Origin of the sequence: Parabacteroides sp. AF27-14 (assembly GCF_003635425.1) — a bacterium.
Lineage (GTDB): Bacteria > Bacteroidota > Bacteroidia > Bacteroidales > Tannerellaceae > Parabacteroides > Parabacteroides distasonis.
In genome coordinates, this window is record NZ_QTLZ01000002.1 from 154,502 (window position 1) to 168,882 (window position 14,381).

General features: G+C 34.7%; 17 protein-coding genes. 10 read left to right on the forward strand and 7 right to left on the reverse strand.

Annotation, left to right across the window (positions count from 1 at the left end; all coding sequences use genetic code 11):
• Positions 1-3: 3 nt before the first annotated feature.
• The 5 genes from DWY79_RS02890 to DWY79_RS02910 are packed head-to-tail and all read right to left on the reverse strand — an operon-like array spanning position 4 to position 4,054.
• Positions 4-504, reverse strand: a complete 501-nt coding sequence (locus DWY79_RS02890; protein ID WP_008780129.1) for a hypothetical protein — start codon at positions 502-504, stop codon at positions 4-6.
• On the reverse strand, positions 504-845 hold the full coding sequence (locus tag DWY79_RS02895) for a hypothetical protein (protein ID WP_008780130.1): 342 nt from the start codon (positions 843-845) through the stop codon (positions 504-506). The genes DWY79_RS02890 and DWY79_RS02895 overlap by 1 nt, the downstream gene beginning before the upstream one ends.
• Positions 817-2,049, reverse strand: coding sequence for a phage portal protein (locus DWY79_RS02900; protein ID WP_122145642.1), 1,233 nt, complete (start codon positions 2,047-2,049; stop codon positions 817-819). The genes DWY79_RS02895 and DWY79_RS02900 overlap by 29 nt, the downstream gene beginning before the upstream one ends.
• Positions 2,049-3,677 (reverse strand): terminase large subunit, encoded by a 1,629-nt coding sequence (locus DWY79_RS02905; protein ID WP_122368828.1) that lies wholly within the window; start codon positions 3,675-3,677, stop codon positions 2,049-2,051. Before DWY79_RS02905 ends, DWY79_RS02900 begins: the two co-directional genes overlap by 1 nt.
• Complete coding sequence (locus tag DWY79_RS02910) at positions 3,677-4,054, reverse strand: phage terminase small subunit P27 family (RefSeq protein WP_122145643.1); 378 nt, start codon at positions 4,052-4,054, stop codon at positions 3,677-3,679. Before DWY79_RS02910 ends, DWY79_RS02905 begins: the two co-directional genes overlap by 1 nt.
• A gap of 154 nt (positions 4,055-4,208) precedes the next feature.
• Between DWY79_RS02910 and DWY79_RS02915 the strand changes: the two genes are divergently transcribed.
• From DWY79_RS02915 to DWY79_RS22955, 3 genes are all read left to right on the forward strand, one after another.
• Positions 4,209-4,493, forward strand: coding sequence for a hypothetical protein (locus DWY79_RS02915; protein WP_122145644.1), 285 nt, complete (start codon positions 4,209-4,211; stop codon positions 4,491-4,493).
• Positions 4,477-4,980, forward strand: a complete 504-nt coding sequence (locus DWY79_RS02920) for a hypothetical protein (RefSeq protein WP_122145645.1) — start codon at positions 4,477-4,479, stop codon at positions 4,978-4,980. The genes DWY79_RS02915 and DWY79_RS02920 overlap by 17 nt, the downstream gene beginning before the upstream one ends.
• Positions 4,981-5,065: 85 nt before the next feature.
• Positions 5,066-5,257, forward strand: a complete 192-nt coding sequence (locus DWY79_RS22955) for an HNH endonuclease (protein ID WP_229055196.1) — start codon at positions 5,066-5,068, stop codon at positions 5,255-5,257.
• Here DWY79_RS22955 and DWY79_RS02930 read toward each other — a convergent pair.
• A complete protein-coding gene (locus DWY79_RS02930; RefSeq protein WP_147431801.1) occupies positions 5,244-5,948 on the reverse strand; it encodes a hypothetical protein in 705 nt (234 codons plus the stop codon). The genes DWY79_RS22955 and DWY79_RS02930 overlap by 14 nt on opposite strands.
• Positions 5,949-6,013: 65 nt before the next feature.
• On the opposite strand from DWY79_RS02930, the gene DWY79_RS02935 reads away from it, so the two are divergent.
• The 5 genes from DWY79_RS02935 to DWY79_RS02950 all read left to right on the forward strand — a co-directional run bounded on the left by DWY79_RS02935 (position 6,014) and on the right by DWY79_RS02950 (position 10,413).
• Positions 6,014-6,505, forward strand: coding sequence for a helix-turn-helix domain-containing protein (locus tag DWY79_RS02935; protein WP_122145648.1), 492 nt, complete (start codon positions 6,014-6,016; stop codon positions 6,503-6,505).
• Positions 6,506-6,981: 476 nt separating this feature from the next.
• Positions 6,982-8,766 (forward strand): DEAD/DEAH box helicase family protein, encoded by a 1,785-nt coding sequence (locus DWY79_RS02940; protein ID WP_122145649.1) that lies wholly within the window; start codon positions 6,982-6,984, stop codon positions 8,764-8,766.
• A 3-nt stretch (positions 8,767-8,769) separates the two neighbouring features.
• Complete coding sequence (locus tag DWY79_RS02945; protein WP_122145650.1) at positions 8,770-9,111, forward strand: hypothetical protein; 342 nt, start codon at positions 8,770-8,772, stop codon at positions 9,109-9,111.
• A 597-nt stretch (positions 9,112-9,708) separates the two neighbouring features.
• Positions 9,709-9,843 carry a hypothetical protein gene (locus DWY79_RS23265; RefSeq protein WP_255420369.1) on the forward strand — a complete coding sequence of 45 codons (135 nt, stop codon included), beginning with the start codon at positions 9,709-9,711 and terminating at the stop codon, positions 9,841-9,843.
• A gap of 93 nt (positions 9,844-9,936) precedes the next feature.
• A complete protein-coding gene (locus tag DWY79_RS02950; protein ID WP_122145253.1) occupies positions 9,937-10,413 on the forward strand; it encodes a hypothetical protein in 477 nt (158 codons plus the stop codon).
• Between the two features lie 84 nt (positions 10,414-10,497).
• Here DWY79_RS02950 and DWY79_RS02955 read toward each other — a convergent pair whose 3' ends face one another.
• Positions 10,498-12,282 carry a tyrosine-type recombinase/integrase gene (locus tag DWY79_RS02955; protein WP_122145252.1) on the reverse strand — a complete coding sequence of 595 codons (1,785 nt, stop codon included), beginning with the start codon at positions 12,280-12,282 and terminating at the stop codon, positions 10,498-10,500.
• Between the two features lie 208 nt (positions 12,283-12,490).
• On the opposite strand from DWY79_RS02955, the gene DWY79_RS02960 reads away from it, so the two are divergent.
• The gene (locus DWY79_RS02960) at positions 12,491-13,000 is read left to right on the forward strand and encodes a single-stranded DNA-binding protein (protein WP_005864715.1); all 510 of its coding nucleotides are present in this window, start codon (positions 12,491-12,493) and stop codon (positions 12,998-13,000) included.
• Positions 13,001-13,025: 25 nt separating this feature from the next.
• Positions 13,026-14,378, forward strand: a complete 1,353-nt coding sequence (gldE, locus tag DWY79_RS02965; protein ID WP_122368829.1) for a gliding motility-associated protein GldE — start codon at positions 13,026-13,028, stop codon at positions 14,376-14,378.
• The last annotated feature ends 3 nt before the right edge of the window (positions 14,379-14,381 follow it).

Here is a 14,381-nt window from a genome sequence, read left to right on the forward strand (position 1 = left end):
TTATTATTCTAATAGAATCCAACCTTTATTATTAACCCTAGCCTGTAGTGCTTCCACTTGCTCCTTTAATAGCTTGTTCTGTTCCTCTAAAGACGTGATATATTGCCTTAGTGTTGAATCATCATAGTTACTAAGTCCAGCCAATTTCTGCTTCTCTGGATTGGTGTAATCATTAGTAGACAAACCTTTGCCAGATACTTTATCCACCTTGTTGGCTACAGTGGCTTTTAAAGCGGAATCATTATATATAGTATCAGTAAACTTGGCATCAGCAGGTACATCACATTCCACTGTATGTCCGTTTACAGTATCTGCATTACCACCGTCAGCGGGTACTGTAACTGGTATTGAATCCTTAATACCTTGCAATTCTAGTTGTAAGTCTGTCTGCTTAGTAATATCACCTTCTACAGTTCCCCATACAGCATTAACAGTACTACCAATCTTGGCACTGATTCTATCCAGTTCTAATACTCCTTCTTTAGTTGCTCTCTGTAGTTCCATTACTTCAAATAATAATTAGTCTGCCCTTTAACTACCTCGTCATAATAAGCATCATTGAACATAGCATTAGGACTTTTAAAGCTGTAGCTGTAATAGATTAGTCCAGATTGTAGCTTATCTAGGTCAGATGAATTAATAACCGCCTTATCTATTCTATCCTCCTCAATTATACCAGTCAAATCACCATCCTTAAAACTACATTCTATAAACTCTGCTGGGTTTGTGGTGTAAAGTCTAAGTATAAATTCAGAAGTGTTTCTTACCCTAAAGGGAATACCGTCCTTATCTTCCAACTTAATATTAAATACTAAGTCAGTCCCCTTGTAAATTGTCTGTATCATTGTCTATTGCGTTATTGGTGGGTATATTGTTAGCAGCGTTCTTTAGTTCCATAAGGTTTACTTGTACAAAGTGGGAATCACCTCCATCTACAGCAGGTAAATCCAATTGCTTTCTGATCTCATTGGCACTAACCACACCGATATTAAATAGTGTATTGTAGTAGTTTGCTAAAGATTGTTTATCCGCTCTTAGTAATACAGATGTATCAAATCTTACATCTATTCTACTTCTTTCAGAAGGCTTATATAGCTTACGCTCAAACTCCAATTCGATCTTCTCTAGTAATGGTGACAATGTATCAGTAAGGAAAGCTAACTGGGTAGCCTCAACAGTACTATAGCTGCTCTTAGATAAGTCAAATGCCTTTACAGGTGATACCCCGAAGAACCTGCATATATCAATTACGTTAAACTGTCTGGTTTCTAATAGCTGCGCATCAGAAGGATTCACCGTAATAGGCTGGAAGTCCATATTTCCTTCTAATACAGCCACTCCATTAGGTGTACCAGTAGTAGGGCTGAATGCTGTCTGCCAGCTAGTTTTTAAATCTACCTTCTGCTTACCAGTTAAAGTAGATTGTACCTTTAAGATTCCAGCCAGATTAGCACCGCCTTTAAAGAATCCTTGTGCGTGTGATTCTGAATCTGTAGCCAGTCCTAAAGTCTGCCTAGCGTGTTCTAAAGTGCTTATACCTGTAATACCATTATAACTAAAGTTCAGTATATGAATCATATTACAAGGCTCTACAAGTCCTTTAATACCTACAACACTATATCTAATTCCGTCCTTCTGTTCAGTAATAGTAACATAATCTGGCTGTAAATAATGAAGTGCTACTGCATCTCCTTTAGTATCTCTTTCTATATAAGCATATCCATTGCCTTTAAGCAGTGTACTTACTATCAAAGTCTTTATAAAAGTAAACCTACTCATCTTCTGATTAGGTTCTTTGTTCAGTAAATAATAGGTAGGATGCTTAATAAATTTCTCCTTATAACCAGAATCATTAATGTAGTATGGCTCTAATGGTAATTGTGCCACTGCGTCACTAATAACATCCACGCATCTGTAAACAGTACTAAGAAGCATAGCCTTATTAGTAGTGTAGCCACCATTCATATTATACATCAATGAATCACAGAATAACCCTCTGGTTTCCTGCGCTGGTTCTTTCTTTTTAAACCAATTAGTAAAGAGTCCCATTATATTGTGATTATTTCATTGCTAAATCTAGGGTTTCGCAAAAACATACCTAAAGCCTGTATCATTGCTATAGTTCCATCTATCTTCTTCTTGTCTACTGCCTTATTCGGTTTAACATTGCCATTATAATCAGACTTCAAAGTAACATTTCTAAAGCAGTACCTATTTATTTCATTGTTATCAATAACTGCCTTACCAGATAGTATTAGCCTTTCCAGTTCTCTAGTAGGCATATTAAAGTTACCTAGTGTTTGCGGATATTCTTCTAATGGTAGTCCCTGCTCTGTAGAATCTATAGCCCATTGTGTAGCATTATACTTGTCATATCCTACAGACTGGATATTAACCACATCAGCATATCTAAGCATATCAGCGGTTATATAGTCATAATCAGTAACATTACCACTGGTAACAGTAAGATAACCCTGCTGCTTCCAGTATTTGTAAAGTTCCTTATCTGCCTTATCCTTTAATGCTGATTCTGGAAGATAGTAATGTGTTTTGAAGTAGTAAGTACCATCCAGTACTACTAAGTAAGCTACAGCAGTCAAATCCGAAGTAGCAGCCAAATCCACACCTACATAGCAATCCATACCAGCGAACTTATTAAGCTCAACTTCTTTACTGGACTTAACTATATAATCTTCTGGAAGCCACACATTAGAACTGTCACACCATAGATTCAAAGTCTTAGTTTTAACTCCGACTTCATCAGCAGGGTTATTAATAGCTTGCTGTACCTGCCCCCTAATGTATTTGGAAGTAACTGTAATATCTAAGTTTGGTGCACATTTAACCCAATTCATTTCATCTCTCCAATCATCAGCAGTATCTAAAGAATAGATAGCTATAAACATTTCATCATCTATCTTTAAGCCGTTCAGCACCTCTATAGCTACGGTTCTTAATTGATAACAGGGTAAGGTCTTGTCAAATCCAGCGGTAGTAATAGTACAAAGATGTGGGTTCATTCTCATTCCCATACTAGACTTGATAACATCCCTAACCTTACTATTCTTAGCGGCGTGATATTCATCCAACAACCCAAAACTGGCATTAAAACCATCTAACTTACTATCATCAGCAGCCAATACTTTCAACTTGGAATTAGTAAGGTTAAACAGAATATCAGCCCTATAAGCGGTAAGATACTTACCTTTAGAATCCAGTCCCTTACTAAACTTGCTACACATATCGAATGCAATTTTAGCCTGTTCCTTGCTATTAGCAGCCAATAATACTTCTGCACCATCTTCACCATCAGCTATTAAATAATACAAGCATAAAGCAGCAGCTAAAGCTGTCTTACCCTGCTTTCTACTTACTTCTATATAGCTGCTAGTATATCTTCTGGTAGTAGTTCCCTTCCAGTAGAATCCAACTATATTAGCTATTATAAATTGCTGCCATCCTTCTAAGGTGAATGGTTTACCAGAATGTTTACCTGTATAATGCTTCAATGTGCTAATGAATAGAATGGCTCTATCTACCTTATCCTCTTTAAATTCCAAATCATCCCTTTTAAGGTCATTCTGGAATCTCTTACAAGCCAGCTTAATAGTCTCACCAGCTATTATTTCACCATTAAGAACCTTACTACAGTAATCATAGTAAAGTTTGGTATTCATTATCTAACTTCCTTTCCTTCCTTTATAAATTGCTCAAACGGGCTATATCCGTCCTGCTCTACTTTAGGCAATTTAGTTCTAGCTTTAGCTGTTAGTCCGAACTCCAGCATAACTTTCATAGCTTGTGTTTGTGCATCTTTAGCAATCTTAATAGCTGGGTGCGGTGCTATGTTACCTCTATCACTGGTAACAGTCAAACCTTCATCTTCTAACTGTTTGGATGCCTTAATGAACATACTATAGTTTCTAGCCAGCATTGTTAAAGCTGCACTATCCACATTCTCTAACATACCAGTACTATCTAGCTGTTCCAGTACATTCTGCATATATACCTTAGCATCCTTTTCAATGTCCTTTGGAATAGTGTAATTTATCATATTATAGCCTATTTAATTTTTATGATTTATAAAGCTATATAATGGCTCTAATAGGCTTATAATCATTGCAATATAATTATTAAAGAATGTGAATTATTTATTTGGAAGTCTGTTAAGGTATTAGTAAATTTGTAATACAATTAAAGGCTAAACTATGGAAAGAAGAAGTAATTACCCAATAGAAATTAAAGCTAAAATAGACTTGAATACCGACCTGCTGCTAACAGAACTACAGCAATTACTAGGTAAAGACAGGTCTAAACTACTAAGATTGATATTAGCAGATTTCTTCAACAGGAATCTAGACCTTATAGATGAACATACTAACCACAAATCAGATAAAGCACCACTGATAGAATCCATACTAAAGGACTTCTTCGATTACAATAGAGAAACTATTAACCAATACATTAAATTCAAAAATGATAAGACCTCCTAAATCAGTCCTTCTACAGTATGTTTATGATTACGGACTAGACAAAGCAGCTGCACTATTTCACATTGATATAGAAACAGCAGATAAGATAATTAACTGGAAGCCACAATATGACCAGTACAGCTACAATACAGTAATAGATAAGCCACTTCATAGAAATGCTTCTAAGATAGCTGATATAATAGCTAAGCATTATCCCGAATTAGTAAAGCAATACACTACTTATTATAAAGATACTATCTATATGTCCCAAACTGTAGAAGATTTCCTACAGAAAGCAGTAATAAGATGTATGGAAGTAGGGCTGGAAGATGTAACAGAAGAATCTGTATTAGAACTACTAAGAGTGCAATTCAATACTATAAGATGCTATGCTAAGAAGTCCAACTATACAATGAATAGTAAATTAGCACCATTGGAAGTACAGAATGAAGAAGGTGAATACATAATACCAGCAGAACTATATGCCATATCTAAAGAAACCGAATAAGCAACCTTCCAGAACATTTAACAGGGAAGAAAGACAGAAGATATACCAATCTACCAAATGGAAAGAATTAAGGCTAGCTAAGCTAATGCAGCAGCCATTATGTGAACTATGTTTGAAAGAAGATAAAGTAGTATTAGCAGTAGATGTACATCATATTACTAGTTTTATGTCTACTACAGACCATTTGAAAAGGAGAAGCTTGGCGTATAATCCAAAGAATTTAATGTCTCTTTGTAAGAAATGCCATCAGAATATCCATAATTCTATTCGCTTATAAATATTTGGTTCTTATATTGAAAATGAAATTTAGATCTCAAATACTCACATACTAATTTATCGGACTTTGTAATACATAACTGTTCAAGTGAGTTTAAGCGATCCTTAAATAAATCTTCTAATAGGAAAAGATTCTTGGAATTAAGATCTTTACATAATTGCTGTGCTTCTTGTAATATAAATTCGGAAATAAGATTAGTTGGATTTTCCTTATTATCGGGTAATAATTTAATAATAGAGTTTACACCTTTGTCTATATTCCAATCGTTAACTGTACTTAGTATAAATTCTTTTAATTGTTTAATAGCAGATGTTACATCTCTATAGCCCATCTCTTTTGTATATTCAATATATCGAAAAGAACTTATATCAAAAGCATTAGGTGTAACATTATCTTTCATCAGAACTACAGGCTTATTAAATGCGTGTCTAATCCCCAGTTCATAAAACACATTAGGATTACGACTGCTAATATCACATATAGCTAAAGGTGCATAAATAAGTCTTTCTACTATATCTAATTGAATTAGATTTGATGAAACAACTTCATCTGCCCTAATAGGTTTGTGACCAGCGCTTTCTACTGCTGGTTTAATAATATCATAATATACTCTAGTAAAATGTCCTTTATCATAGCCTTCTGCATCACTAATGGGCATTATTACAAAGCATTCCTTCTGATCCTCCGACATAGCCATATAGATTAAATAATATACAAATATAGATAACCTCTATCAATTATCAAACACCCTAAGCAATGAATATCAAATTAAGCATACCTATACTACAATCTCTTACTAATAATGAAGCATTTACTTACTTCTGCGCCCTAGTAGCCATTAGTAAGAATCCAGATAGTACTATTAAAGATATAGTAAGAATAACAGGTGTTAGTGAAACTACCATCTTTAACCATCTAAAGAAGTTTGAAGAAGTAGCCAACCTAACCATAGATAGAACTGGATGCGGTAATAAGTATAGCTATACAGAACCTACCAAGTTCTTTGTAACCATAGATAGTAGCCTATTAGATACAGATGTAGATAGGAATGTAATAGGTTTCCTAATCCGATTCAAGTGCTGGACTAGAATAGCATCAAATATAGTAGATTTATCTCTGAATAGAATAGTTCACGAAATAGGAGTACAACATAATACAGTATATTCAGCTTTAGAAGCTGGTCTAGTGGAAAGAAGCGATAAGAAACTTTACTTTAAGTTCATTCATCCATCACTTTGCGTACTGTAATACAAGAATATAGCTGTTATAGCAGCCTCAATATAAATTTTAAAATTTGTTATAATTAATTTGCGTATGTCAAAATATTTCACTATCTTTGTCTTACAATAAATGAAGGAAACTATCATACTGAAACATAGATTTTAATTCGATTATCTAAGTGGACTGGCTAGCTGATTAGCCAGTTCTTCCACTTAATTCACATCTAAGAATCACAAAGTTATTACCATAAGTACCTTTTGAGCATATTTTAGGTATTGAAGTTAATTATTCATTCATAATTTGTGAGTTTGAGTTAGTTTAACAAGGAATAGTAAGCGTAGTGATACGCTTATTATTTTATTTCAAGTGTGACAAATTTTGGTAATGAAACCTCAATCTTCTATAGAAAGAATACCCAAAAATGTCACACCCCATAATTCAAACTACAGATGCTTCTAAACTCCAGATTTTAAACCAACTAACTAAACAAACAATTTACAATTATGACAAACATTATTATTACTAAAGAGTACAAGTATTTAGGTGAATATCCATTATTCAAAGAGAATGGTTTACCAGTAGGATATTTAATAGATAAAGGTAAAGTAGGATGCGGTGGAACATCTATAGCTTTAGAAGATGGTAAAGATACTATTATATGTGTTCCCTTTGTATCACTAATTAAGAATAAGATGCAGAAATATAATACAGATGGTAAGGTTAATGTACTAGGTGTTTATGAAGGTGTTACTACATACGAGATTAAAGAGTATCTGAATACTAAGAAAGGTGCTAAAAAGATTATGTGTACTTATGATAGTTTAGCTAAAGTTGCTGGTATTACTGGTTATAACTTCTTCTTACTAATAGATGAACTACACCTGTTATTTATTCAGTATGTATTTAGGAACAAGGCTGTAAGGACTGTACTAGATGAATATACTAAATTCAAAGAATGGTCATTCTTAACAGCTACCCCTATTGAATATGATTTAATGCTGGAAGAACTAAAGGATATTCCGACCTTTAAGATAGACTGGGAAGATAAGACCGAAGTAAAGGTAAATGCGGTACAATGTAAGTATGTAGGTGCTACAGTGAAGAAAGTTATCAATGACTTCTTAGAAGGTAAAGTATTCGGTAATGCTCACTTCTTTGTAAACTCGGTGGAATTTATAGCCACTATGATTAAGAACTGTAACCTTACTAATGAGAATACCAGAATCATCTTTAGTAAGAATAATGAAACCTATAAGCATACTTGTCAAGGTGTTACCAATGGTGAAACTACTGATCCTGTGAAGAAGATAAACTTTTATACTTCCACCTGCTTTGAAGGCTGTGACTTGTTTGATATAGAAGGTAAAATTTATATTATATCAGAAAGCACTAAGGCACAGACCTTAATGGATATTAGTACACAGGTAAGACAGATAGCTGGTAGAATTAGAGATACCCAGTATGCAGATTCTATCACACATCTTTATAAAGCTACCAGATACAATACAGACCTTACTTATGAAGAATATAAGCAGGTTGTTCTGGAAGAAGAACAGAAAGCTAAATCATATATTACTAAGGTTAATAGTGATAAGGAAATTAAGGAAGGAACTAAAGAAAGCATCTATCATTACATTTGGAAGGATGAAGATACTGGTGAATTTATATTTGATCCTAATAGGATGAAGCTGGATATTTATAACTTCAAGGTACTTAACCATACATACAGTTTACAGGTTAATTTAAGCACTGAATATAATAAGGCTGGTATGGCTGTAGGATGCAGTACAGATAAGACTTCTGATAAGCTATTAAAGAATGATTCAGCCAGAACTACCTTTAAGGATGCTATAGAAGAATATGATTCTATAATGCAAAGAAAGGAAGGTATGGTATTCAGTCTTACAGATAATGATAGATTAGCCTTATTAAAGAAGAAATATAGCTATATCAAAGATGCTTATGAACTACTAGGTATGGAACAGATTAGGGAACTTAAATATCATACTTCACATATTCAAAGACTTCTTATTAGTATCTCTGAAAAGATGGATAATAATGCTAAGGTAGCTAAGTTACTGCTTACTATTCCTGCATTTAGAATCGGTGAATTTATTCCTTCTGCTGATATTAAAGATTGCTTGAATAGTATTTATGGTACATTAGGAATCAAAGGAAAAGCTAGCATTAAAGACTTTGAAGATTATGCTAAGATTAAGGAAGCTAGGAAAAGAATAGATGGTAAGCAGGTAAGAGGTTATATTATTCAGTACATTAAAATTAAGTAAGCTATGGTTATTGACTTTACACCCAGTACAAAGGAATCAGAAGAAGCTAGAATATTAAAGCTAAAGGAAGATGCAGTAGAAGCTGGTATTAAAGCTAAGGAAATTTTAAACAGCATAGGAATTAAATATATCATCCGACTTTATAAAGAAGGTGGTTGTATTAAGTTTTACAAAGGTTCTAAATGTATAATGATGGCAGGTTTACTAGCTGGCACTAATGAACTAACAGCTAATTTCTCTCTTTATTATAATGCTACTAAACTTAAAGACAGGAAAAGATTTAAAACTGTAGAAGAAAATGATTTCCTTACAGATATACTACTAAACCTTTATTCTCAATTGTAATAATCACACCTAAGATAGTGTTTAAATGAAATATTAAAAATATTGTAACTTAGTTTTAATATGTAAAATAATATTATTATATTTGTAATACGATAAAGAGTTATATGGGAATGGCTTTATCGGTCTGGTTAGTGAGTAATTTAGTTCTATTTTACTACTAATCAAAGTAATAAGATTACAGACACTTCTAATACAAAGATTTCCCTTATAGATTATCACACCACAAAGATTATATCTATTTATTTACACACCAAATTCTGTATTTAGATTTACTATCTTATAGATTATCCAAACATAAAGATTATTATTGAGATTCGTTATTCATTTAGTAAGGTAGTCTGTGAAGATAGCCTTACTTTACTTTGATTATTAACTACTTAAACTATATATACTATGTTTACAACCTATGTATTACTAACATTCTTAGCAGTTCTAATGTATTTCCTTATTAGGATTGTAGTAAATGAGATTAAACAACATATCACAGAAGAAACAGATAGGGTTATTAAGGCTATTAAAGATAAGAACTATGTGGGTAGATGAAGAAGGAAATGCAGTTATATCAGAATCAGATGAAGCATTAAATATACTAAGTGAATGAAACGTATGTCAGAACAAACTATTAACGCAATTATTAACTACTTAGTCCAGCAGCCTTATAAAGATGTAGCTGGACTGTTACAGATGGTACAGCAGGATTTACAAACTAAAGAAGAACCTGCTAAAGAATAATAACCCATTAGCCTGTAAATGGTATATGGTTAATGTGAATGGCTAATGATTTATGTATAATGGAATACAGGCTAGTACAAACTACTAGCTTAAATGGACAAATTTAATGAATTAGAACTAAATGGAAGGAAACTACTAGAATCATTTTTAATACAAGTGGGTGCTACTAATCTGTATCCTACAGAAGATAAATATGCACCAGTGGACTACTATTTTACTTATAATGATAAGAAGGTAGTAGCCGAAATAAAGGTAAGAGATATTAAGTATGAAGGCTATGATACTCACTTAATGGAAGTATCTAAATATAAGTCCTTAGTGAAGGATAAGAAAGATAGCCAGTCAGATACAGCATACTACATTAACTTCTTTACAGATGGAACTAAAGTTAATGCCTATTGGTATAGTACTAATACTGTTAGGAACTTTGGTACTATAGATTATAAATACTGTCCGACTACTACAGCAGCCGATAACGGTAGCTACTATAAGAAGGTTATTATGATTCCTTCTAATAAGGCTCAAAGATTTACCTTAGTAAATGGTAGATGGTCTAAGATTTCTACCTAAATTTTAATTATAAACCCCAGCTTGCCTTAATTGGTGGGCTGGGGTTTATTGTTAAAGGATTAGGCTTAATTTTGTGTTGGAGTTTCAGTCTAGCTCTTCATTACTTATCTCCTGCTGCCAAAGATGGTGTAATATATCCTCACTCGTGATCTGATTAATGCTATCTGATAAACCTAGCTCAATAACCTTTTGTTCGTATAACTGATATAATGTAGCATCTGCATAATGTTTACCTATATACCATAATATTTCTGAGATCTTATTAATACGTCCATATAGTATAGTTTTGTCAATGCCATTTAAGAATGATTGAGCTTTACTTATAGTAGATAGGTCTTTAATAACTCTGATTGCTTTAGATATATCTGGCAACTCATAAATATTGACATCCCTACTATGTAGTTGGTCAAGTCTCAATAAAGTAGTTTCCGCAAATAAATAATCTAATATATTAGTCTTGGGTTTCGGGGGCTTATTCTCATCTTTAGCTATAATTGGAGTGGCTACTTGATCCATTTTAAATAGTTTACCATCTAGTTTATTGAATGCGGAATGTACCTTGTTGGCTTTGTCCTGTTCATTAAGATGTTCATATACTGCATCTATCATAGTTGTATCTTCGTGTCCAGTTGCTATAATCACAGCGTCTTTAGGTATTCCCATACGACACATAATTGTGACAAATGTATGCCTTGCCGTGTGTGAATGTATCATCTGGTGTAATGGTTTGGTAATATTCAATATATCAGTACCTTTCTGCTCTTGGTATTCTATAGGTTCATTAAGTCCTACAGCCTCGGCAATACGTTTAATATCTTTATTCATTCTAAAGTCTTTAATAGTATTTATATCTACTATCATCTTTTTATTATTGTACTTGTTTAATATCTCTCTAGCCAATGGAAGTAATGGTATGATAGCCATTTCATTAGTTTTTTGTTGTGTTATAGTTATGGTGTTCGTCTTGCTATCATACTTGTAGTCTCCATTAAAGAATTTAGGCATATCTGATATACGTTGCCCAACTAAACATTGAAGTATAAATATGTCTCTAATCTCTTCTAACTCTGTAGCTTTCCTTCCTTTTGGGGTGTAGCTGTATAGTGACATTACTTGTTCCTCCGTTAGTGCCACTTGTTTATTCTTACGCTTAGTTTTATTAGTGTTATCCTTAATTAATTCTAATAAGTGTAAGTTGTTACCCTCAAAGCTAAATTGAATTTTGCTAGATTTGTTAGCAATTCTGCATACTGCAAGTATCCTCTTGATATAAGCATTGATCGTAGTAGCGTTAGTCTTCTTATTTATATAATATTGTTTGAACTGCTCTAGTGTTTCAAGGTTTATGTTATTCCAAGTGTTATCAATTTTGGATGCTTTTAGGAATGTTTCTAGGTATCCTATAGCACCAATATTCCCCTTCTTGGTAGATTCTTTTGTGCTTTGCCTATCTATAAGTTGCTTCATTTCTAATGTTGCGCTGATCTGCTGTTTCATTTTACTAATTCTATTTATATGCTTATAGTCTTTATAGATATACTCCCGCAGGATGTTTAAGCTGTTCGTGATCTTGTCGGGATTATCACAAAGATACTCTTTATAAGACGCTACACTGTCTCTAAGTGCTTTAATTTTTTTATTGGCGATTTCATTATTCTGATTATCTAGTTCTGTTAGACGAACACTTATATAGGCTTCTTGTTTCTTTGTGTTCCAGTGCTCTGGATACACTTTAACCCCTGTAGCTAGTTTAACTTGCTTCCCTTGTATCCGACATACTAAATAGATATTGGTCGGCTTAGTTGACTTTGGTTGCCTCAATACAAAAGATGTCTGTATCTCGTTAATGAATATCTGTTGTTCCATCATATCGGTTCTTTAATTTGGTTCTTCAAATTCGTTCTTCAATTTGGTTCTTTTAGATACCATCTGTGAATGAGATCTCTACAACTGTCTCTTCTATAGTCTTGAAACTCACATAGGTGAAATTTCACTATCTGATTTAGAGAAATTAAACGGAAACTTGTGAGAATGATTGAATTTGTGTTTCTTTGTATGGTTATTAAGAATTTGAATTATGTCATTGAATAAGGTTATATTGATCGGCAACGTAGGCAAAGATCCTGACGTTCGCTATTTTGACAGTGGTGCCGCTGTCGCTAATTTCCCGCTGGCAACCTCGGAACGTGGGTATACGTTGGCAAATGGAACGGTGGTTCCGGAACGTACGGAGTGGCATAATATCGTAGTTCGTCGGGATTTGGTTCCTTTCGTGGAAAAATGGGTACGTAAAGGTTCCGGTGTATATGTGGAAGGCAAGATTCGTACTCGTAATTATGATGACCAAAGCGGCGTGAAACGATATGTTACGGAGATCCATGCGGATCGTATCGAGTTTTACAGTACGGGTTCCCGTCCGGCCGATGGTGGAAATACGACTGCACAAGGCGGTAGTATGCAGCCCAATGTGGGGCAAGGACAATCGGCTCAACCGACTACGGCGCCAAATACCGCTTATCAACAGCCAGCCGCCTCGCAGCCTAGCGCATTCTCAGAATCCAGTGACGCGGATGATCTCCCGTTCTGATATTGTTTAACTAATACTGTTTCCCTTGGACTCGGACTATTATTTATCGGGCTTATTTGAAAACGTAACGGTGCAGGCGCTGACAGCGGGTCCTGTGATCGCATTAAGCCTTGCCTTTTTACTGCTGTTTGTTTCCGGCTTCGTGTCGGCCTCTGAAGTGGCATTCTTTTCTCTAACCCCGGGCGACCTAAATGAGATCGGGGAAGAGAATCGCCCGGCAGATCCTGTTATCAAACGTCTCCTTGAACGTTCGGAGTATCTATTGGCATCTATATTGATCGCTAATAATTTCGTAAATGTGGCGGTCGTTATGTTGTGTACCTATGCGATTAACGCTTGGATTAATTTCTCGGCCGCTCCTCTTCTAGGCTTTGTACTTGAGACGATTCTACTGACTTTCTTGCTTTTACTTTTTGGGGAGATCATGCCTAAGATTTACGCACAGAAGAATTCTTTGCGTTTTGTTCGTTTTTCAGCCTCCGTATTAAGTGGTTTGGAACGCTTCTGCCGCCCATTCTCGAAAATCTTGGTTAATTCCACATCGGTCATCAATAAAGCGTTAGCGAAAAAGAAATATGATATCTCTGTAGATGAGCTTTCTAAAGCGTTAGAGCTAACCTCTACCGAGATCCCGGAGGAGAAGGAGATGCTGGCGGAGATTATCAAGTTTTATAATAAGACCGCTGATGAGATCATGACTCCTCGTCTGGATATGGAAGATATCGAGATCAAGATCAGTTTCCGTGAGGTGGTTGATTTTATTATCAAATCCGGCTATTCGCGTATTCCGGTATATTCCGAGACTGAGGATAATATAAAAGGTATCTTATATATCAAGGACTTATTGCCCTATATTGACAAGCCCGATACATTCCGTTGGCAGAGCTTGATCAGACCGGCCTATTTCGTGCCGGAAACCAAGAAGATCGATGATTTGCTGGAAGAGTTCCGTACCAATAAAATTCATATGGCGATCGTAGTCGATGAGTTTGGCGGTACCTCCGGTATCGTGACGATGGAAGATATCCTAGAGGAAATTGTCGGAGAGATCTCCGATGAGTATGATGAGGATGAGCAACAATTCATCCGTTTAGCAGACGGTAGCTTGATCTTTGAGGCAAAGATATTATTGACGGATTTCTTCCGGGTTATCGATGCCGATCCCTCAGATTTTGGTAAATTGACGGAAGAAGTGGAAACTTTGGCCGGTCTTTTGTTGGAGATAAAAGGGGATTTTCCACGCCGTAGGGAGATTATAGATTTTAAGGAATATCGTTTCCAAGTGCTGGAAGTGGATAACAGGAGGATATTAAAGGTTAAATTTAACCGTATCCTTGAAGGTACAGGGAATGATGAGAATGGGAAAGATACGAAGTAAATG